The organism is Streptomyces coeruleorubidus (assembly GCF_008705135.1).
GTDB lineage: Bacteria > Actinomycetota > Actinomycetes > Streptomycetales > Streptomycetaceae > Streptomyces > Streptomyces coeruleofuscus.
On the sequence record NZ_CP023694.1, the window covers coordinates 8,362,839 to 8,385,749 of the forward strand.

Consider the following 22,911-nt stretch of genomic DNA (forward strand, 5'->3'; position numbering starts at 1 on the left):
TAGGTCATCCGCTGCAAGCCGTCAACCATGATCCGCCCTCCAGAACACGGGCGTTGCCGAATATCTCACTCGACCAGGTCAGGTGCGTGGTGACGTCATCGACTGCTTCTCCCGCCGCCTGGCGGCTGGGCCGATCGTCTGCCGTGCGCGTACCGACCGGGGCGCTGACGTGCGGCCCACGGCCGCGCACACGTGAGTCCGGTTTGCTGCCAAGAGCCTTGGCCGGCCAGGTCTGATGGCAGCATGAGTGAATTCCGCTTCTCTCTTTCCCCGGTCCCGGGACGGATGTTGCGCGGTGAAGTCCGGACTGAAGTATCGACCGGCGTGGTCCTGAGGAGACGGTTGACGGTCGTGATCCGGTCAACCTAAGCTCTCGATTCGAACGGGGGGCGGGTGGGGAAACCTCACGCCGCATGGACTGGGGGGCGGCATCTCGGTGATTGTCTTTCTCTGGTTCATTCTGCGGCCACTGACTCTTGGCATCAGTAAGCCGACGTGGCCATCTTGGGCGGTTCCTACCGCATTCATCGCTGGGAACTGGACCGATACGCGGCCGCACAGCCTCCGTCTGGCTATGGCTCCACCTGTGTGAGCCCATTTCGCGACCGGAAGACGCAAGCGAACAACGGGGGGAAGACGCGTGCGCTCGTACATGCTCGGCCGTATCGAACTCGACCGTGAACTGGGACTGTCGGCTTCGCTGAGTTCAGGGAACTCGGCGAGCGCTTCTCGCTGATCATCCGGCGAACGACTGGGGAACAGGGCACGGGGGAAACTGTGATCGAGGAATTACTTCCCGTCGACGTGATGTCCGCTGAGGCATTCGACGACGACGCGGACATTCACCTCTTCGCCGAGGAACGGGCGGCCATCGCCGATGCCGTACCACGGCGCCGACGAGAATTCTCGACGGTGCGCCGGTGCGCTCGTACCGCGCTCGGTGAACTGGGTATTCCTCCGGTTCCCCTGCCGCCCGGGCGGCACAGGGCCCCGCAATGGCCGGCCGGAGTGGTCGGCAGTATGACGCACTGCTCCGGATACCGTGCGGCCGCGGTGGCGCGGGCCAGCCGGCTGCATGCCGTGGGCATCGACGCCGAGGAAGGTGCCCCGCTTCCCGGAACCCTGCTCGACCTGGTCGCCCTGCCGGCCGAACGAGACCTCGTGGAACGGCTCGGCGCGCAGAGCGACGCGGTGCCATGGGATCGCCTGCTGTTCAGTTGCAAAGAGGCGGTCTACAAGGTCTGGTTCCCCCTCGCCCAGCGGATGCTGGGGTTCGACGGGGCGCAGATCGAAATCGATTCCGGCGGTTCCTTCTCCGCGCGGTTCCTGGTGCCTCCTCCTCAGGCGGCCGGGAATCCGGTACCTCGGCTCACGGGGCGCTGGATGCACCGCGACGGGTTCATTCTCACAGCCATCGCTCTCCCCCTGCCCGTAAACGAATCCCCGGTTCGCGCCACGCACACTCGGGCACCCTCGCGTACCTTTCTTGGGACGGAAAACCGATGACCGCATTGCCCACGTTCACCGAGACCTTTACCGTCACCGCCGACAATCCCCTGTTGCAGGGGCACGTCGTGTACGGCCGCAGCCTGCTGCCCGGTGTCGGCTACGTGGACCTGGTGCTCCAGGTGCTCGCCCGGCACGGACACCCCATGCCCGAGGTGGAGCTGCGCAACCTCACCATTCTCGCGCCACTCGTCGCCGGGCCCGGCGAGGCCGTCCTGACCACCGTCGAGGGGCGCGCCGCGGCCGGCGGGGGATGGCGCATCGAGGTGCGCAGCCGCCGCGCGCAGGACACCGCCGACGTCCTGCACGCCGTCGTCACCGCGCACCACCGCGGCCCCGTCGCCTTCACGGAGCGGCTCCCGCTGCCCGTCCAGGGGGCGACCCGACGCACCACCATGGACGAGATCTACACCTGGTGCCGCGAGTACGACCTCCACCACTCGGGCCTGATGAAGCTCGGCGGCGCGGTCCACCACCGTCCCGGCGACTGGATCGCCGAGCTGGAACTCGCTCCCGAACACCAGGCCTCCACTGGCGCGTTCCTCTTCCACCCCGCCCTCTTCGAAGCGGGACTTCTCGGCGGCGGGGTCGCCCTGGGCATGCTGCACGGGGACAACGACGGCCCCGGCCTCTACCTGCCGCTGATGTTCGACCGGTTCCGCGCGGCCGGACCGCTCGGCGGGCGCTGCTACGTGAGAGTGCCGGCCGATTCCGTCCGCCGTGACGACGAACTCATCCGCCTCGTCGTCGAGTTCTACGACGAGGCCGGCCGGAAGGTCGCCGAGGTGGGCCAGTTCGTCGCCAAGCGCATCCGCGCGGCCGGCGCGCTCGACGTCCGTGGCGGCACTCCCGCTGTGCCGGCCGCAGTGCTAGTTGCCGCTCCCGCTGCCGCGCCGGTGGTGGATTCCGTGTCTGTGTCCGCTGTGCTGAGGGGGTTGGTGGGTTCTCGGCTGGGTGTGTCCGCGGATGCGGTGGATGTGGGTGTGGGGTATTACGAGTTGGGGTTGGGGTCGGCTGATCTGCTGGCTCTGGTGGGGGAGTTGGAGGAGCGGCTGTCGGTGGAGTTGTCGCCGACGGTGATGTTCGAGCATCGGACGATCGCGGAGCTGGCGGCGTGGCTGGAGCCTCAGGTGCCTGCCGGTGTTGCCGTCGCGGCGGCACCTGCCGGGTCCACTCCCGCTGTGCCGGCCGCAGTGCCCGTTGCCGCTCCCGCTGCCGCGCCGGTGGTGGATTCCGTGTCTGTGTCCGCTGTGCTGAGGGGGTTGGTGGGTTCTCGGCTGGGTGTGTCCGCTGATGCGGTGGATGTGGGTGTGGGGTATTACGAGTTGGGGTTGGGGTCGGCTGATCTGCTGGCTCTGGTGGGGGAGTTGGAGGAGCGGCTGTCGGTGGAGTTGTCGCCGACGGTGATGTTCGAGCATCGGACGATCGCGGAGCTGGCGGCGTGGCTGGAGCCTCAGGTACCTGCCGGTGCCGTCGCGGCAGCACCTGCGGCGCCCACTCCCGCTGTGCCGGCCGCCCCCGCGCAAGCTCCCGCCGCCGAGACTCCGGCGGAAAAGGCCCCGGCTCCGTCCGCCACGGGCACCCCCGGCTCCTTCTCCGCCGTGTGCACCGCCCTCACCGAAGAGGTGGCTGCCCTTCTCGGCGTGCAACCCGCCGATGTGCACCCCGACGCGGAGCTCAGCGAGTTCGGGTTGGACCTGGGCGGACGCGCGCGTCTCGTCGAGCGGGTGAACGAGCGGTACGGGCTGGCACTGATTCCGGGCGTCTTCGCCGAGCACCGCACGCTGCAGGCCATGGCGTCCCACCTCGTCGGCACCCACGGCGTCCAGAACACGCCCGCTGCCCAGGGCGAACCGCCGAGCACCTCCGCACCGCAGACCCACCCGCTGCTCCAGCGGACCGTGCCCGGCGGCCCGGCGGACGAGATGACGTACGAGACCCGCTTCGACGGTTCGGAACCGTATCTGCGTGACCATCAGGTCCGCGGCGGTCGGGTGCTGCCGGGGGTCGCGCACCTGGAGATGGCCCGCGTGGCGGTCGCCCGGGCGCTGGGCCGGGAGGACACCGCCGCCGTCCGGCTGACCGACGTGGTGTGGCTCCGGGCCGCCGTGTACGGCCCCGACGGGCTGACACTGCGCGTCCGCGTGCGCACCGGAGGGCAGGGCTGCGCGTACGAGATCCTCGCGGTCGGCCCCGATGGTGTCACCACCCTGTGCGGCCAGGGCCGGGCGAGCCTTGCCGAGGACGCCACCCCCCGCACCCTGCCCCTCGCCGAGCTGCGGGCCGCATGTACCGAGGCGACGTACTCCGGTCAGCACGTCTACGGCCTCTACGACGGGCTCGGCCTGGAGTACGGCCCCTCGCAGCGATCCTTGACCGAACTGCGCACCGGCAGGGACACGGAGGGCCGCCGCCAGGTCCTCGCCGAACTGCGCCTGCCGGACGCGGCCGAACCGCTGCACGGCGGCCTGATGCACCCGAGCATCCTCGACGGCGCCCTGCAGAGCACCATCGGCCTGTGGCTGGGCGACGGCGGCTCGGCGGCGCTCGCCCTGCCGTTCGCCCTCACCCGCACCGAGGCCCTCGCCGCCTCGCCCGCCCGGGCTTACGCCTGGATCCGCCACCAGCCCGGCAGCGGCACCGACCGGGCCTCCGCCCGGCTGGACGTCACCGTCGTGGACGAACAGGGCCGTGTGTGCACGGAGCTGACCGGTCTGTCCAGCCGTTCGCTGCCCGCCGTCGAGATGCCGGTCGAGCCGGAGGCCGTGGACTCCGGCGACATCGCGGTCATCGGTGTGAGCGGGCGTTATCCCGAGGCCGCCGATCTGGGCGAGTTCTGGCAGAACCTGCGCGCCGGGCGCGACTGCGTCCGCGAGGTTCCCGCGGGCCGCTGGGACCACGGCCGGTATGCCGAGGCCGGTGCCGGCCGCTGGGGTGGCTTCCTGGACGACATCGACCGGTTCGATCCGCTGTTCTTCCAGATCTCGCTGCTGGAGGCCGATCACCTCGATCCGCAGGAACGGCTGTTCCTGCAGTGCGCCCATCACACCCTGGAGGACGCCGGATACACCGCCGACCGTTTGTCCCGCAACGCCAGGGTCGGTGTGTTCGTCGGTGTGATGTACCAGGAGTACCAGCTCCTGGGCGCCCAGGCGCAGGAGCGCGGCGAGCCGGCGGCCTTGTGGGGCAGTGCGTCCACGGTCGCCAACCGGGTGTCGTACTTCTACGACTTCCACGGCCCGAGCCTGGCCGTGGACACCATGTGCTCCTCCTCCCTGACCGCTGTCCACCTGGCCTGTGAGGCCATCCGCAGCGGTCAGTGCGACAGCGCGCTCGCGGGCGGCGTCAACCTCACTCCGCACCCCAACAAGTATCTGGTGCTGGGGCAGCGCAAGTTCCTCTCCAGCGACGGCCGGTGCCGCAGTTTCGGCGAGGGCGGCGACGGCTACGTGCCCGGTGAGGGCGTCGGCGCCGTCCTCCTCAAGCCGCTGGAGCGGGCCATCGCCGACGGCGACCAGATCCACGGGGTGATCAAGGGCACGGCGGTGAACCACGGGGGGCGCACTTCGGGTTACTCGGTGCCCACCCCGGTGGCACAGGGCGAGGTCATCGCCGAGGCGTTCGCCGCCGCCGGCGTCGACCCGCGCTGCGTGAGCTACCTCGAAGCGCACGGCACCGGTACGTCCCTGGGTGACCCGATCGAAGTCAGCGGCTTGGAGCGGGCCTTCAACCGCGCGGGCGGCGCCCCGGAGCAGCTGCCGATCGGCTCCGTGAAGTCCAACATCGGGCATCTGGAATCCGCCGCCGGCATCGCGGCCCTCACCAAGGTGCTGCTCCAGCTGCGCCACGGCGAACTCGTGCCGAGCCTGCACTCCGCCACGCTCAACCCGCACATCGACTTCGACCGCACCCCGGTGCGCGTCCAGCGCACCCTGGAACCCTGGCACCGGCCCACGCTGGAGGGCCGTACGCTGCCGCGGCTTGCCGGAGTCTCCAGCTTCGGCGGCGGCGGCTCCAACGCCCACGTCGTCATGGCCGAGTACCAGCCGCCCGCCGGCCCCGTAGCCGTGTCGGCCGGCCCGGCGCTGCTGGTGCTCTCCGCCAAGAGCGAGGCCCAGCTCGTCGAGCAGGCCCGCCGCCTGCACACCCGGCTCGGTGAGCTGACCGACGCCGACCTGCCCGCGATCGCCTGGACCCTGCAGACCGGACGCATGGCACTGGAAGAGCGCCTCGCCTTCGCCGCGAGCAGCCTCGCCGAGGCCCGCGAGCGGCTCGCCGTGTTCGCCACCGATCCCGCCGTGACCGGCCCATGGCACCGGGGTACCGTCCGCCCGGACCGGCCCGCCGACGCCCCGGCGGTGGGCGCCGCCCTGGCCGCCCGGACCCGGCAGGGTGTCTACGAGGACCTGCTCACGGCGTGGGCCGACGGCGCCGAGGTGCCCTGGGAGGACGCCTGGCCGGCCGGCAGCGCCGTGCGGCGCATCAGCCTTCCCGGCTACCCCTTCGCCCGTGAACGCTGCTGGTTCGACATCGACACCGAGGGCGCACCGCACCGGCCCGCGCCGGTCGCCGACTCCCCGGTCGCCGACTCCCCGGCCGCCGGCACCCCTGACGTCGTGCTGCTGCGGCCCGAGTGGACCGAGACGCAGGCCACCACCGGGGCGGCGGGCGCCTTCTCGGAACGGCACGTCGTGATGCTCGGCCTCGCTGCCGACGCGCGCGACACCCTGCGGGCCGCGCTGCCCGCCGGCACCGAGTGCACCATCCTCGACCTCGCCGACGGCCCGCTGGACCGCCTGTACACCGACGCCGCGCGCAGGCTGTTCACACTGACCCGGCGGCTGCTGGAGCAGGGCGTGCGACGGCCGACGTTGCTCCAGGTGGCGGCCGTCGGCGACAGTGACCGACTGGCCTGTTTCAGCGGCCTGGGCGCGCTGCTGCGCACGGCCCATCTGGAGAACCCCAAGCTGCACACCCAGTACCTGGAGTGCCTGGACGGCGCCTCGCCCGCCACCGTCGCCGCCCGACTCGCAGCCGAGGCCACCGCCGACCCCGAGCCCGAGGTGCGCCACCAAGACGGCCGTCGCCTGGTGCGCCGCCTCACCGACGTCACCGGCGCCCGGCCCGCCGCCGCGCCGTGGCGGGAGGACGGCGTCTACCTCGTCACCGGCGGCACCGGCGGACTCGGCCTGATCACGGCCCGGGACATCGCCGCCACCGTCGGCCGCGCCACCGTGGTCCTCACCGGGCGTTCCCCGCTGACCGGGGACCAGCGTGCCGCGCTGGACGACCTGCGCGCCGCGGGCCTGATCGTCGACCACCAGCGTGTCGACGTCGCCGACCGGCAGGCCCTGGCCGGCCTGCTGGCCCACATCGCCGACGCGCACGGCCCGCTGACCGGTGTGCTGCACGCCGCCGGGGTCATCGAGGACAACTTCGTCGTCCGCAAGAGTGCTGAGGAACTGGAGCGGGTCCTCGCCCCCAAGGTCGCCGGACTGGTCCACCTCGACGAGCTGACCCAGGAGCAGCCACTGGAGCTGTTCGTCTGCTTCTCCTCGATCGCCGGCGCCTTCGGCAACCCCGGCCAGAGCGACTACGCCGCCGCCAACGCCTTCATGGACGCCTACGCGGCCCACCGCCACCGGCTCGTGAACGCCGGGCGGCGCAGTGGCCGTACCGTGTCCGTCAACTGGCCGCTGTGGGACGAGGGCGGCATGGGCGCCGAGGGCCCCGTCCGCGACCAGCTGCTCGCCCTGGGTCTCGCCCCCCTCGACACGCGGCAGGGCCTGGCCGCCCTGCACCAGGCCCTGGCCGGCGCCGCGGGCGGCGTCACGGACGGCGGACTGCTGGTGGTGGCGGGTGACCGCGACGCGCTGCTGACCCGGCTGACAGAGCACGCCGGGAGGACGGCACCGCAGACCACGACGGATGCGTCGGCGCGGGATTCTGTGCCCGCTGCGGTGGTCGGTGGTGACGAGGCGGGGTTGGTCGAGGATCGTGCTGTGGCCCATCTCAGACGGGTGCTGGCCTCTGCTCTGAAGCTGTCTCCTGGACGTCTTGATCCCGATACGCCGCTGGAGCGTTATGGCATGGACTCGGTGCTGGCCGTGGCCATGCTGGAGCCGCTGGAGGACGTCTTCGGGCCGTTGTCGCGCACGCTGCTGTTCGAGGTGCAGACGGTGCGCGCTCTGGCCGCCCACCTCGCCGCCGACCACCCGCAGGCGCTGCGCACCCTGATCGGCGCGAGTGCGTCCCAGCCCCCCGTGCGGGCCCGTGCCGCTGTGCCGGAGCCGGCCCGGGCGGACACCTTTGCCACCGTCCCGGCCCCGCTCCCGCCCTCGCCCTCGCTCTCGCCGTCGGTGGGTCAGGACATCGCCATCATCGGGATCGGCGGACGCTACCCGCACGCCGACGATCTGGACGCGTTGTGGGCGGTGCTGCGTGAGGGCCGCGACTGCGTCACCGAGGTCCCCGACGACCGCTGGAAGAGCGGCGGCCAGGCCCAGTGGGGCGCGTTCCTGGACGGCATCGACCGCTTCGACCCGCTGCACTTCGGTATCTCGCCCCGCCAGGCCGCCGCGATGGACCCGCAGCAGCGGCTGTTCCTGGAGACCGTGTGGCACCTGCTCGAACAGGGCGGCCTCACCCAGGAGGTGATCGAGCGCCGCTACGGCCGGCGCGTCGGCGTCTACGTCGGCGCCGCCTACCAGATGTACCGGGCCGACCCCGCACAGGACCCCGCCCTCTCGGCGCTCACCTCGTCCGCCTCCTACAACCTCATCGCCAACCGCGTCTCCCACTTCTTCGGCCTCGAAGGCCCCAGCCTGGCCGTGGACAGCATGTGCACCTCCTCGGCGATGGCCATCCACCTGGCCTGCGCCGACCTGCTGCGCGGCGAATGCGAACTCGCCGTCGCCGGCGGCATCAACCTGACCGTCAACGAGGACAAATACCTCGCGCTCTCACAGATGCAGCTGCTCGGCACCCACCCCGGCAGCCGCAGCTTCCGCGACGGCGACGGCTACCTGCCCGCCGAAGCGGTCGGCGCCGTCCTCCTCAAACCACTGCAGACGGCCCAGCGCGACGGCGACACCGTCCTCGCCGTCATCAAAAGCACCGCCTCCCAGCACAGCGGCCGCTCAAACGGCTTCATGACACCCAGCCACCGCACCCAGGTCACCACCATGCGCCGGGCACTGCAACGCGCCGGCACCACACCCGCCGACATCGGCTACATCGAAGCCGCCGCCAACGGCACCGCATTCTCCGACGAAGTCGAACTACGCGCCCTGCGCGAAGTGTTCACCGACGCCGGCGGCACCGTCCACGTCGGCACCGTCAAATCCAACCTCGGCCACCCCGAAGCCGCCTCCGGCATCGCCCAGCTCACCAAAGTCGTCCTCCAGCTCCAACACCACCAGATCACACCACTCCTCGACACCGGCACCCCCAACCCCCACCTCGACCTCAACGGCTCACCCCTCCAACTCACCGACCACCTCACACACTGGCAACCACGCGGCACCACACCCCGCCGCGCCCTGATCAACTCCGTCGCAGCCGGCGGCAGCCACATCAGCATGATCATCGAAGCACCACCGGCAACCCCCCACCCCGACCAGAACACCCCCGACCCCACACCCCAAGTCATCCTCGTCTCCGCCCGCACCCCCGAACGCCTCCACATCGCCGCACGCCGCCTGCACGCCTTCCTCGAAGGCGACGACACGGCGAGTCTGGCCGACATCGCCTACACCACGCAGCTGGGCCGCGAACCGCTGACGGAGCGGCTCGCCGTGGTCGCCGCCGACCGTGCCGAACTGGCCCAGGCGCTCGCCGACCACCTGGCGGGCACCCCCACGACGGTCCCCGTGTACCGGGGCAGCACCGATGAAGACCCCGGAGCCTGGGCCTCCGTCCTGTCCGGCGCGCGGAGCGAGGCCTTCCTCGCAGGGCTCGCCGACGACGGGGCCCTGGAGGAACTGGCCGCCCTGTGGGTGCGGGGGGTCCGGGTGCCCTGGAGCGCCCTGCACACCGGGCGGCGACGGATGGTGCCCCTGCCGGCCACCGCGTTCGAGGCGGGCAGCTACTGGGTCGGACGCGACCCGCAGGCGGCCGTACCGGAGGAGAGGGCACAGGAACTCGTGCCGCCCGCCGGCGCCGTCACCGACGCCGAGCAGGCCATGCGACAGGCCTGGGCCGACGTCCTCCAGGTCGACGCGGCCACGCTGACCGGACGGACCGACTTCTTCTCGCTCGGCGGCAACTCGCTGCTGGCCACCCGGCTGATCAACCTGCTCAAGGAGCGGGCGGGCGTCGAGCTGCCGGTCGAAGCGGTCTTCGCCGCGCCGCGCCTTTCCGACATGGCCCGGGAACTGCGCGAGCGGCTCCTGGTGGCGGGGGACACGCGCACACCCGAGCTGGATCTGGTCCTCGAAAGCATCGCCCTTGTCGAGCACATGAGCGACGAGGAGCTGGACGCGCTGGACATCGAGAGCTGAGGCAGAGGGACGACGATGGGCACTACCAGTCAGGACACCGGCCTTGATCTCATCCGGAAGATCCGCTCCCTGCCGGAGAAGCGGCAGCGAGCGCTGATCGCGCTTCTGCGCAAGCAGGGCGTCGACCTCTCCGCGCTCGAGACCGTCCCCCGGCTGCCCCGGACCGGCGGCACACCCGTGCCCCTGTCCTTCACCCAGCAGCGGCTGTGGTTCCTCGCCCAGCTGGACGGCACCAGTGCCGCCTACAACATCCCGATGGCGATGCGGCTGAGCGGCCGCCTCGACCGCCCCGCGCTGCTGCGCGCCCTGGAGGCGGTCGTCCAGCGGCACGAGGTGCTCCGCACCCGGTTCGCCGACGACGGCGGCGTACCCCGCCAGGTCATCGGCGACGGCAGCGACTTCACCGTCGCCGAGGAGGAGCTGGCCGACCCGGCCCGGCTCGCCGCGCTCTGCCGCGACGAGGCCGCCGCCCCGTTCGACCTGGAGCGCGGGCCGCTGATCCGGGTACGGCTGCTGCGACAGTCGGAGCAGGAGCACCACCTGCTCGTCACCACACACCACAGCGTGTCCGACGGCTGGTCGGTCGGCGTGTTCTTCCGCGACCTGGTCGCCCTGTACGAGGCGTTCAGCGGGGGCCGCCCCGACCCGCTGGAGCCGCTGCCCGTGCAGTACGCCGACTACGCGTCCTGGCAGCGTGAGCGGCTCGCCGGCGACCTGCACGGCCGTCAGACGGACTACTGGAAGCGTCAGCTGGCCGGTGTCGATCCACGGCTGACGCTGCCCGCCGACCGGGAGCGCCCGCGTGTGAAGACCTACACGGGCGCCAGCGAGAACTTCACCTGCCCGGCGGATCTGCTGAGCGCCCTGCATGACGTCGCCAAGGTCCACGAAGCCACGCTCTACATGACCCTGCTGGCCGCCTACACCGTCGTCCTCAACCGCTACACCCACCAGACGGACATCGCCGTGGGCACGGTCGTCGCCAACCGCGGGCGACGCGAGCTGGAGGATCTCATCGGCTTCTTCGCCAACACCCTGGTGATGCGCGCGGACCTCGCGGACGATCCGGACTTCCGCGATCTGCTGGCCCAGGTGAAGAAGACCGCATTGGAGGCCTACGACCATCAGGAAGTGCCCTTCGAGGCCGTCGTGGAGGCCCTGGACACCGAGCGCAGCCTCGCCCATTCGCCCGTCTTCCAGACGATGTTCGTCCTCCAGGAGGCACAGACCCGACGGGACGCCACTCTCGGCGGTCTCACAGTCTCCCCGGTCGACTTCGATCTCAGCTTCACCAAGTTCGACCTGACCGTCGACCTGCGGGAGTCCCCCGACGGCCTGGTCGGCACCGTCGAGTACAACCCCGACCTGTACGACCGCGAGACCATCCGGCGCTTCATCGGTCACTACACCCGGCTGCTCGCCGCCGTCGCCGACGATCCGGCGCTGCCCGTGTCCCGACTCGCCATGATCGACGCCGAGGAGCGTCGTCAGGTGGTCGAGGTGTTCAACGACACCGAGCGATCCTTCAGCGACGACCGGTGCCTGCACGAACTGTTCGAGGAGCGGGTGTCCCGGCACCCCGACCGCACCGCCCTGGTCACCATCGACCGCTCATGGACGTACGCCGAACTCGACGCCTGGGCCGACCGGATCGCCCGCGGACTGCGCAGACACGGTGTCGGGCCGGACACACTGGTCGGTCTGCACGCCGAGCGTTCCGCCGAAATGGTGGCGGGCATTCTGGGCGCCCTGAAGGCCGGGGGCGCCTACATGCCGATCGAGCCGTCCTACCCGGCGGCCCGCCGCGCCGACCTCGTGGAGCACTCCCGGGTCGCCGTGGTCCTCACCCAGCCGCACCTGGACGCCGAACCACTGCACAGCGTCGAGCACCTGCTCGTCATGCACCCCGACGGCACCCTGCGCGACCAGGAGGGCACGGACGTCCTCGACACCCCGGAAGCGGACGTCACCGGGACCGAAACCGCCGCGCACGCGGGTCACGTGGCGTACGTGATCCACACCTCCGGCTCCACGGGCCGCCCCAAGGGCGTGATGGTCGAGCACCGGGCCGCGGTGAACCGCATCGAGTGGATGCAGAACGAGTACCGACTCACCGGTGACGACGTCGTCCTGCAGAAGACCCCCTACAGCTTCGACGTGTCCGTCTGGGAGTTCTTCTGGCCGCTGCTCTTCGGTGCCCGTCTCGCGATCGCCGCGCCCGGCGGTCACCGTGACCCGGCCTACCTGGTCTCCGCGATCCGCGCGTTCGGCGTGACCACCCTGCACTTCGTGCCGTCCATGCTGCGCAGCATCGTCGAGGAGCCGGGCTGGGAGCGGTGCGCGACCGTACGGCAGGTGTTCTGCAGTGGCGAGGCGCTGCCCCCGGACCTGTGCGCACGCCACTACGAGCGGCACACCGCGCCGTTGCACAACCTGTACGGGCCCACCGAGGCAGCCGTCGACGTCAGCCACTGGACCGTCCCCGCCGATGCCACGCCCCGCGTCGTTCCCATCGGCCGGCCGATCCAGAACATCCAACTGCACGTGCTCGACGAGGCTCTCGCGCCGCAGGGCGTGGGCTGCGTCGGCGAGCTGTACATTGCCGGCGCGGGGCTGGCCCGCGGCTACCTGCACCAGCCCGAGCTGACTCGCGAACGGTTCGTGCCCAACCCGTTCGCCCCTTCCCCCGACGCCCGCATGTACCGCACCGGCGACCTGGTGCGCCGACTGCCCGACGGCGACCTGGAGTTCCTCGGCCGCGCCGACGACCAGGTCAAGGTGCGCGGCTTCCGCATCGAGCCGGGCGAGATCGAGCACCGGCTCACGGAGCACCCCCTCGTCCGCTCCTCGGCCGTCCTGGTCCGTGAGGACCAGCCCGGCAGCCCCCGCCTGGTCGCCTACGTGGTGCCCGAACCCGGAAACGCTCTCACCGACCACCGCGCCGACCTGATCCGGCACCTCGAGGGCGTCCTGCCCGACTACATGGTGCCGAGCGCATACGTCGAACTCGCCGCCCTGCCGGTGACCGCGCACGGCAAGCTCGACCGGCGTGCCCTGCCCGCCCCCGGCATCGACGCCTTCGCCCAGCGCGCCTACGTCGCACCTGCCACCGACACCGAACGGCGCCTGGCCGACGTCTGCGCCGAACTGCTCGGCTTCGACGCCGACCGGGTCAGCGCCGAAGACAACTTCTTCGCCCTCGGCGGCCATTCCCTGATGATCACGGTGCTGGTGGCGCGGCTGAAGGACAGCGGTCTGCACATCACCGTCCAGGACGTCTTCACCGCACCCACGCTGGCCGATCTGGCGGCGCGCATCGACGCGACCGGGGAGGCGCCCGCGTACACCGTCCCGGCCAACCGGATCCCCGAGCACTGCGAGCGCCTCACCCCCGACCTGCTTCCGCTGATCGACCTGACACAGGAGCAGATCGACACCGTCGTGGCCGCCGTGCCCGGCGGGGCGGCCGGCATCCAGGACGTCTACCCGCTGCTGCCCACGCAGGAGGGCATCCTCTTTCACCACCTGATGGACCCGGACAACGACCCGTACCTTGTCTCCACCCTCTATCGGGCCGACGACGAGCAGGCGTGCGCCCGGTTCATTGACGCGCTGCAGCGCGTCGTCGACCGCCACGACGTGATGCGCACCGCCGTGCTCACCACCGGCCTGCCCGAACCGGTCCAGGTCGTGCACCGGGCCGCGCGGCTCCCCGTGGAGCGGACCGTTCTCGCCGCCGGCCGAGACCCCGAGGAGCAGGCGAGGGAACTGCTCGCGCGTCAGGAGCGGATGCGCCTCGACAGCGCGCCGCTGCTGCGCCTGGTCGTCGCCGAGGAGCCGCACTCGCAGCGGCGCCACCTGCTCCTGACCGCCCACCATCTCATCGAGGACGCCACCTCCCTGCGACTGATCCTGCAGGAGCTGGCAGTGCACATGTCGGGCCGCGTCGACCTGCTGTCCACTCCGGCGCCCTACCGCGACTTCGTCTCCCACACCTTGGCCAGGCACACCGCCGACGACACGGTGGCCCACTTCCGGGCGGCCCTGGAGGACGTCACGGAACCCACGGCGCCGTTCGGCCTCACCGACGTGCACGGCAACGGCCGGCGGGTCGGCCGGCTGCGACGAGCGCTGCCCGAGCCTCTCGCACGCGACCTGCGCGCCCAGGCCCAGCGTCTGCAACTGAGCCCGGCCTGTCTCTTCCACGCGGCGTGGGCCTGCTTCGTCGCTGCCACCAGTGGGCGCGACGACGTGGTGTTCGGCGCCGTGATGTCCGGGCGCCTGCAGGGCGTGCCCGGGGTGGAGCGCATGCTCGGCAACTTCATCAACACGCTTCCCCTGCGCACCCGGCTCGCCGGCCGGACCGTGCGCGAGCTGATCGCGGACGTCGACACCGGGCTGCGGGAGCTGATCGCACGGGAGCAGAGCCCCCTGGGACTGGTCCAGCGGTGCAGCGGCCTGGACGGCGACGCCCCGTTGTTCAGCGCTGTGGTCAACTTTCGTCACTTCGAGGCGGAGCACGACGAGGAGCTGCCGCGCATCGAGGACCACGGGGTGCGCTTCATCGCGGCCGTGGACGCCATCAACTACCCCGTGACGGTGTCGCTCGACGACTTCGGCACCGAGCTGTCGCTGGACATCCAGGTCGAGGAGACGGTCACCTGCGAGGCGGTGGCCGACTGTCTCGAAACCGCGTTGGCGGGCCTGGTCGACGCCCTCGCCACGGACGACGGGACCGGTACCGCCGCGCTGGACGTCAATGTCCTGCCGGCGGGCGACCGGCAGCGCCTGGCCGAGTGGAACGACACCGCGACACCCCTCCCGCACGAGACGCTGCCTGCCGCCTTCGAGGCGCAGGTGGCACGCACTCCGGACCGCACCGCGCTGATCTTCGAGGGCCGCACCCTGTCGTACGCGGAACTGAACGCCCGTGCCAACCGGCTCGCGCACTGGCTGATCGAGCGGGGCGCCGGGCCCGGGCAGCGGGTCGCGATCCGGATGCCGCGCTCGTTCGACCTGGTGGTCGCCGTCCACGCCGTGGTGAAGACGGGAGCGGCGTATCTCCCCCTGGAGACCGACCTCCCGGACGAGCGCGTGGAGCAGGTGCTCGCCGACAGCGTGCCGCTGCTCGTCCTGGAGGAGCTGCCGGACACCACCGTCTGCCCGGACGACAACCCCCATGTCGAGCTGGGCAGGGACGACGCCGCGTACGTGCTCTACACCTCGGGTTCCACAGGCAGGCCGAAGGGCGTGGTGATCCCCCATCGTGCGGGCCTGAACTGGACCGCGTGGAAGCAGAGTCACTACGGCATGAGCGGCGAGGACCGGATGCTGCTGAAGACGTCGGTGGGGTTCGACGTCTCGGTGCCCGAGCTGTTCTGGCCGCTCCAGGTCGGCGCGGCCGTGGTGATCGCCCGTCCTGACGGGCAGAAGGATCCGGAGTACCTCGCACGGTTGATCCGCGAAGAGCGGGTCACGGACCTCCACTTCGTTCCGTCCATGCTGGCCGAGTTCCTTTCGGAACCGACCGCGCACCTGTGCACCGGCCTGCGCCGCGTCGAGACCGCGGGCGAGGCGCTCCCGGTCGAGCTCGCCGAGCGGTTCGCACGCCTGCTCCCGGACACCGAACTGCACAACCTGTACGGGCCCACCGAGGGCGGTCCCGTCACCGCCTGCCGCTACCGGCCCGAGCCCGGAGCGGCAGCCGTGCCCATCGGCCCTCCGGTGTGGAACACCCGGGTGTACGTGCTGGACGAGGCGCTGCGACAGGTGCCCCTCGGAGTGCCCGGTGAGCTCTACGCCTCCGGTGACGGCATTGCCTGTGGCTATCTGAACCGGCCGGAACTGACCGCCGAGCGGTTCGTGGCCAGTCCGTTCGACTCCGGAACACGCATGTACCGCACCGGTGACCTGGTGAGATGGCGTGCGGAGGGCACGCTCGACTATCTCGGCCGTGTCGACGACCAGGTCAAGGTGCGCGGCTTTCGCGTGGAGCCCGGCGAAGTCGCGAACGTGCTGCTCAAGCACCCCTCGGTGCACCGTGCCGTGGTCGTCCCGCAGGGCAGTGGCGCCGCCCGCACGCTCGCCGCCTACGTGAGCCCGACTCCTCAGTGGCTGCACAGCGCCGACCAGGAGGAGAACGCCGCCCACATCGAACAGTGGCGGCAGCACTCCGAGGACCGGTATGCGCTCGGCACCGGATCCGCCGGCCAGGAGGCCGTCGAGGCCGCGGCCCGGCACCTGCGGCGCATTCGGCCGAAGCGGGTACTGGAGATCGGCTGCGGCGGGGGAGAGTTGCTCCTGCGCTACGCCGCGGACTGCGCCTCGGTGCATGCGCTCGACCCGTCGGCCACGGCCCTCGACGCGGCACGCCGCGGCGTGGCGGACCGCGGATGGTCGCACGTCACCCTGACGCGGGGGGACGCGAGGTCCGTGGCGGAGCTGACCAGCGAGAGGTTCGACGCGATCGTGCTCAACTCGGTGGTGCGGCACTTCCCCAACGAGGAATACCTGGAGGAGGTACTCGGCCTCCTGGCCCCGCTCCTGGAGGGCGGCGGCAGCATCCTCGTCGGCGACGTCCGGAACCTGGATCTGTTCACCGCCCAGCTCTGCGCGGCCGAGCGGGATCGAGCGGAGCCCGGCGGAACCCTCGACGCGCTGGCCACCCAGGTGCGGCGCAGCCGGCGCGAGGAGCGGGAACTGCTCGTCAGCCCGATGTACTTCGCGCGGGTGCCCGAGCGTCTCCCCGAGCTGGGGGCGGTCGACCTCATCGTCCGGCGCGGCGAGGGAAACAGCGAGGCACTCGCCTACCGCTACGACGTCATCCTGCGCAAGGACACCGCGCCGGCCACCGCCCTGCCGTGGCTGGAGGCCGCCTCCCCGGCGCAGCTGCGGGCCCTCCTGGACGGCGAGGTTCCCGACCGGTTCGGGGTCAGCGGCTTGACGAACCCCCGCGTCAGCGACGCCGTGCGCCTGGGCGCCGAGCTCGGGCGCAGGCCGGATCCCCGGGCGGCCGAACCGCTCGCGCCCCGCTCACGGGCCGCGGACGAGGCCCGGGAGCTGGAAGCCGTGCTCCGGCACGCCGAGGAGCTCGGCTTCCATGTGGCGACCACGTGGTCGCAGGACCGGCTCGACGGCCTCGACCTGGTGCTCGGCCGGAGCGAACTGCCCCGCGTGCGGGCGCGCGAGCCCTATCGGGCACCCGCCGCGACCAACCATCCGCAGCTGGGCCGCAGGGGGCCGTCGCTGGCCCGAGCCCTCAAGGAGCACCTCTCCGCGCAGCTGCCCCACTACATGGTGCCCGGCGTGTTCGTGGTCCTCGACGAACTGCCGGTCACACCGAACGGCAAAGTCGACAAGCGGGCCCTGCCGGCCCCGGACGAGGCCGACGTGACCAAGGAGCGGTACGTCGCCCCGCGGACCGAGGCACAGCGCGCGCTGTGCCGGATCGTCGCCGACGTCCTCGGTCTCACCCAGGTCGGACTCCAGGACAACTTCTTCGATCTCGGCGGGCACTCCTTGCTCGCGACCCGGCTCACTCTGCGGATCAGGAAGGAGACCGGCGCCGAACTGCCGCTCCAGCTGATCTTCAGCGGGGCCACCGTCGAAGAGATGTCCGCCGTCCTGGAGCAGCCCGCGGAGCAGGAGAACGGACCGTCGGCCCCGGCCGACCGGCCCGAGGCCGACGAGGCCGCGGAGCGGGGTCCGGCACCCATCACGCTCCAACAGCGCGAACTGTGGTTCCTCAACCGGCCGGCACACCTGGGAACGGCGCACGACAACGTCCAACTGGCGTTCCGCATCGACGGCCCTCTGGACCGCGAGGCCTACGCGCACGCCGTGAAGGCACTGGTGGAACGGCACGCGGTGCTGCGCACCGGCTATGCCCGGCACGACGGCACGGTGACCCAGCGCGTCCATCCCGCCGACGACTTCGCGCTGCGGCGGGCGGCCGTCGGGGAGGAGGCAGTCACGGAGTGGCTGCGTGCCGAACGGCTGCGCCCCTTCGCGCCGGAGGACCGGTACGCGATCCGCGCACACCTGCTCATCGTGTCCGACGATCAGCACATCGGGGTGCTGACCCGGCCCTGGGGCGTCTTCGACGGCTGGTCCGTGAACGTCGTACTCGCGGAGCTGCTCGAGCTGTACCGCGCGCTCAGCCTGGGGAAGGCACCGGAGCTTCCGCCGCTTCCCCTGTCGTACGCCGGGTTCGCCCGCTGGCAGGCGCTCACGACCGACGCCGCGGAACTCTCCCGGCAGGAGAACTACTGGCGACGGCAACTGGCCGGGCTGCCGGCCTGCCCGCCGCTGCGTGCCGACTACGAACGATGCCCGGTCAAGACGTACCAGGGCTCGTCCGTGGATCTCCGGATCTCCGCCGAACTACTGGAAGCCCTGCGCCGGTTGAGCCAGGAGCAGGGAGTCACGCTCTACATGACCCTGCTGTCGGCCTTCGCCGTTCTGCTGGGCGGCCACATGGACGGCAGCGAACTGGCCGTCGGCACCGCGGTGTCGAACCGGCCGCGGAGCGAACTGGAGCGAGTCGTCGGCTACTTCGTCAACCTGCTGACGCTCCGTCTCGACGTGCCCGCGGACCGTTCCTTCCCCGACGTCCTGGCGCAGACCAGGCGCGTCACCACCGAGGCGCACGAGCACAAGGACCTGCCGTTCCCCGACCTCGTCCGGGCCCTGGTTCCCACTCCCGAACCGGGCTGCTCCCCGCTGTTCCAGGTGATGTTCAACCTGCTGCCCGCTGCCGCCCCCACCGGGGCCGGCGGTGACGGGACGGACCTTCAGGTGCGGCTGCTGCGTCCCGCGACGACGACCACGAAGTACGACCTCAACCTCGTCGCGGAGGAGACGGGTTCGGGACTGCAGGGCTACCTGGAGTTCAGCACCGACCTCTTCGCCCCGCGGACCGTCGAGCGCATGGCTCGCACCTACGAGCGGTTGCTGGCGGAGATCGTGGCGTCCCCGCAATCGGACGTGGCCCACCTGCGCGCCGCCACGGCGGCGGCGCCGGACTCACCAGGGGCGCCTTGATGACCAATCCCTTCGACAGACCGGACACCGACTACCTCGTCCTCGTCGACGACCGGCGGCAGCACTCGCTGTGGCCGTCGGCCATCGACGTTCCGGCCGGCTGGACCGTGGCCTTCGGCCCCGCAGGGCGGCCGGACTGCCTGGAGTTCACCGCGGCGGCCTGGACGGATCAGCGTCCGGCGAGCGCATGCCCGGTCGAGCACCCCACGGCACGACCGGCACCCGCCACACCCGACGCGTCAGGCCCGCAGGACGCGGCCCGGCACGGAAGCAGCAGAAGGAGAGACAGCATCATGACCGCGACCACTTCGACGGTTTCAGCGCCCCCCACCATGGCGGGGCACCCGCTGTTCGGGTCGCTGATGGACCTCCAGCGGGACACGCTGGGCACCTACCGCAAGGCGCTGCGCGACCACGGTGACGTGGTCCGGTTCACAGTGGGTCCGCCGGGAATGCGGGCGGAGTTCTACGGGGTGTTCTCGGCGGACGGGGCTCAGCAGGTGCTGGCGTCCTCGGCGCAGACGTTCACCAAGGAGAACCGGTTCCTCGGGGAGCTGCGGCAGTCGTTCGGCAACGGGCTGCTCACCAGCATGGGGGACGAGTACCTGCGCCAGCGCCGCATGCTCCAGTCGTTGTTCACCCCTCGTCAGGTGAACAACTACGGCTCGGAGATCACCCAGGAGACCGGCAGCCTCGTCGAGCGGTGGCGGACCGCACCGGACGCGACCGTCGACGTGGCGGAGGAGATGACGGGGCACACACTGCGGACGATCTCCCGCATCCTCTTCGGCCGGAAGAACGACGTGGACGCGATGGTTCCCACGGTTCAGCGCAACTTCCCGCTGATCAACGCCTATGCGGTCAAGCGGGCCTTCGCCCCGGTGAACCTGTCCCGGAAGGTGCCCACGCCGGGCAATCTGCGCGCCGCCAGGGCGCACCGTGAGCTGTACGAGGTGTGCGACGAGATCATCTCGGGCCGCCGGGCCGACGGGCCGACCACCCCGACCGGCCGGAACGACATGCTCAGCCTGCTGGCGCGGGCGCACGACGACGACGGCAACCCGATCAGTGCGCAGGAGACCCGGAACCAGGTCCTCGTCTTCCTCGTCACCGGTCACGAGTCCACCGCCACCACACTGGGTCTCACTCTGCATCTCCTCGCCTGTCACCCCGAGGTGCAGGCCCGCGCCCACCAGGAGGTCGACCGTGTCCTGAGCGGTCGTGAGCCCGTCGCCGAGGACCTGGACAAGCTTCCCTACCTGACGCAGGTGCTCAAGGAGACGCTCCGCCTCTACCCCGCCGCGCCGGCCCAGGGCCGTGTAGCCACCGAGGACGTGCAGGTCGGCTCGTACACCATTCCGGCCGGCGCCGACGTGGTGGTCAGCTCGGGCGTCGTCCAGCGACGTCCCGACATCTGGGAGGACCCCGACGCGTTCGACCCGGACAGGTTCCTGCCGGAGCACGAGGCCGCGCGTCCGCGCTACGCGTGGTTCCCGTTCGGTGGTGGACCGAGGGCGTGCATCGGCCAGCACCTGGCGATGCTGAACGCCACCCTCACGCTGAGCGTGCTGCTCCAGAACTACTCGTTCACGGCTGTCGACACCGACATTCCATTGAACACCGGAATCACCCTGCGACCCACCGGTCAGGTCCGCTGCAGACTGACGGAGCGAACCTGACCGAACAGGCGGCACAGCAATATGATGGGCCGACCTGTGAATTCGGTCTTGCTGGAGCGAATGTAATCGAGCTAGGCTGAGCGAGATCTCTGAAATGGGCGCCGCATTTTCTGCAGGCGGCCTTCGTCGGTCCGCTGATGCCGACCGGTGTTCCTACCCCTGCCAACATTCCACGGCTGATTCTTCCTGGCCTTGTTGCAGGATCAGATGAGTTTCTTCTTCCGGCGAGTCCGTCGATGCGTACAGGAGACATGAGGGTGCACAAGGAATTCGCGGTGGTGACCGGCGGTACGAAAGGTATCGGGCTCGGACTCAGTGGGCGCCTGGTGTCGTTGGGGTACCGGGTCGTGGCGCTCTACCGGGGCGACAAGGAGTCCGCCGCCGCGGCCGAGCGCGAGTTCGGCGACTCCTTCCGGGCCCTGCGGGCAGACCTCGCGGACCCCGACGCGGTGGTCACCGTGGCGGACGAGCTGCTCGCGGCGTACGGGGCGCCGAAGGTGCTGGTCAACAATGCCGGGCGAAACATCGACCGTCCCTTCCTCGACATGTCGTTCGACGACTGGGACCAGGTGATCGCGGCCAACCTGTCCGCGCCGTTCTACCTCACGCGGAGGCTCGCGCCGAAGATGCTCGAGGCCGGCGGTGGATCGGTGGTGAACGTCGCAGCCACCACGGGGATCCGCCCCCGGCTCGACGGGCTGAACTACTGCGCCAGCAAGGCGGGGCTCCTGCACTTCACGAAATGCCTCGCGATGGAGCTCGCTCCGACCATTCGCGTCAACTCGCTCATTCCCGGAATGATCGACACCGAGGAGATGCGCACGCGATTCCGGACCGACGAACCGCACTACCGCGACAGGTTGCTCGATGAGATCCCGCAGCGACGCATCGGAGATGTCGACATGATGGCCGACGCGTTGGAATTCCTGGTCGGGGAGAAATCTTCATATGTCACCGGTCAAAAGTTGATCGTGGACGGCGGACAGTTCATGTGGTGATTCTCGCGGTGTGAGCGAGAATGCATTCACTCCCATTTTCCGGAAAGAGGCTGTGTACGTGCGTACTCGAATGGACCGGTACGAGGAATTTCTCTCCGAGCATTACCGGAAGGGATTCACGAAGTCCGATGAATACTCGCTGGACGAGCTGACCGACAGCCTGCGCGCCCGTATCGCCGCAGGTCACTTCAAGCGTGTGGTGTTCACCGGCATGGGGTGCTCGGCCATCGTCTCCGATGTTGTCCGCGCCTTCTTCATCTCGACGGGCACCGAGGTGGAGTTCCACGTCTTCAACGACTACGACCACGCGTACCTGCTGCCGTCCTCCGTCATCGACGACGACCGGACCCTGATCATCCTGAGCTCCTACAGCGGCCACTCCCTGGAGCCCGCGCGAGCCTTCCACACACTCGCGCACGCCCACGACCGAATGATCCTGCTCACCTCCGGCGGGCGCCTGGCCGAGCTGGGCCGGGAGGCTGGTGTGTCCATCCTCCGCTGGGAGCTGAGCGAGCCCGACCGCGAGTACCCCCTGTTCCACGTGGGGCAGTACTTCGCCATCCTGCTGGAAGTCTTCTTCCGGCTGGGCCTGGTCCCGCAGGACTTCGGCGACGAGGTGCGGGCGCTCCCGGATCACCTGGCCCACGACTTCACCCATGACCACCGGGAGCTGGCCGGCGGGGCGGCCCTGCGGAGCCGGGACGCCAACATCATCATGATCGCCTCGCCGATGTGGCACGAGAGCCTGCTCAAGCTGGCCAAGATGCACCTCAACGAGATCGCCATGGTGCCGGCCACCCGCAACTACTTCCACGAGTTCTGCCACAGCGAGGTGGCGACCCTGTCGGACCCGACCCGCAGGCACAGCGTGCTGGTCTTCGCCGACGCGGACGACGACGAGTACACGCAGGCGAAGCGGAAGAACCTGACGGACCTGCTCACGAGCGACCGTCCGGAGAACGGGAACATCGAGGTGATCGAGATCCCCATGACCGAACCCACCTTCATGCGGAAGTACTTCACCGCCCTGGAGTTCGTCCAGCACCTCACGCTGGCTCTCGGCCGCGCACACGAGACGCAGTCGCGCAACCTCATCTCCGAGGCCGCCGGAAACCCCTGGTACCACGGCGACACCATCCTCGCGGAAGCGGCTGCCCGCTAGTTCGTTACCAGCCGGAGCACCGT

The 22,911-nt window shown here is 70.5% G+C and carries 6 protein-coding genes; all 6 read left to right on the top strand.

Annotated elements, in window-relative coordinates:
• Positions 1 to 777: 777 nt before the first annotated feature.
• The 6 genes from CP976_RS38365 to CP976_RS38390 all read left to right on the top strand — a co-directional run bounded on the left by CP976_RS38365 (position 778) and on the right by CP976_RS38390 (position 22,888).
• Positions 778 to 1,506, top strand: coding sequence for a 4'-phosphopantetheinyl transferase family protein (locus CP976_RS38365; RefSeq protein ID WP_190147083.1), 729 nt, complete (start codon positions 778 to 780; stop codon positions 1,504 to 1,506).
• On the top strand, positions 1,503 to 10,007 hold the full coding sequence (locus CP976_RS38370) for an SDR family NAD(P)-dependent oxidoreductase (RefSeq protein WP_150484471.1): 8,505 nt from the start codon (positions 1,503 to 1,505) through the stop codon (positions 10,005 to 10,007). Before CP976_RS38365 ends, CP976_RS38370 begins: the two co-directional genes overlap by 4 nt.
• A gap of 15 nt (positions 10,008 to 10,022) precedes the next feature.
• Complete coding sequence (locus tag CP976_RS38375; RefSeq protein WP_150484472.1) at positions 10,023 to 19,049, top strand: non-ribosomal peptide synthetase; 9,027 nt, start codon at positions 10,023 to 10,025, stop codon at positions 19,047 to 19,049.
• A complete protein-coding gene (locus tag CP976_RS38380; RefSeq protein ID WP_150484473.1) occupies positions 19,049 to 20,728 on the top strand; it encodes a cytochrome P450 in 1,680 nt (559 codons plus the stop codon). The genes CP976_RS38375 and CP976_RS38380 overlap by 1 nt, the downstream gene beginning before the upstream one ends.
• A gap of 278 nt (positions 20,729 to 21,006) precedes the next feature.
• A complete protein-coding gene (locus tag CP976_RS38385; RefSeq protein WP_229876631.1) occupies positions 21,007 to 21,726 on the top strand; it encodes an SDR family NAD(P)-dependent oxidoreductase in 720 nt (239 codons plus the stop codon).
• A 58-nt stretch (positions 21,727 to 21,784) separates the two neighbouring features.
• Positions 21,785 to 22,888 carry an SIS domain-containing protein gene (locus CP976_RS38390; protein ID WP_150484474.1) on the top strand — a complete coding sequence of 368 codons (1,104 nt, stop codon included), beginning with the start codon at positions 21,785 to 21,787 and terminating at the stop codon, positions 22,886 to 22,888.
• Positions 22,889 to 22,911: the final 23 nt, after the last annotated feature.

What these genes read in the sequence shown, in the direction of transcription:
- CP976_RS38370 (WP_150484471.1), top strand. Translation starts at nt 1,503, where the DNA reads ATGACCGCATTGCCCACGTTCACCGAGACCTTTACCGTCACCGCCGAC.
- CP976_RS38375 (WP_150484472.1), top strand. Translation starts at nt 10,023, where the DNA reads ATGGGCACTACCAGTCAGGACACCGGCCTTGATCTCATCCGGAAGATC.
- CP976_RS38380 (WP_150484473.1), top strand. Translation starts at nt 19,049, where the DNA reads ATGACCAATCCCTTCGACAGACCGGACACCGACTACCTCGTCCTCGTC.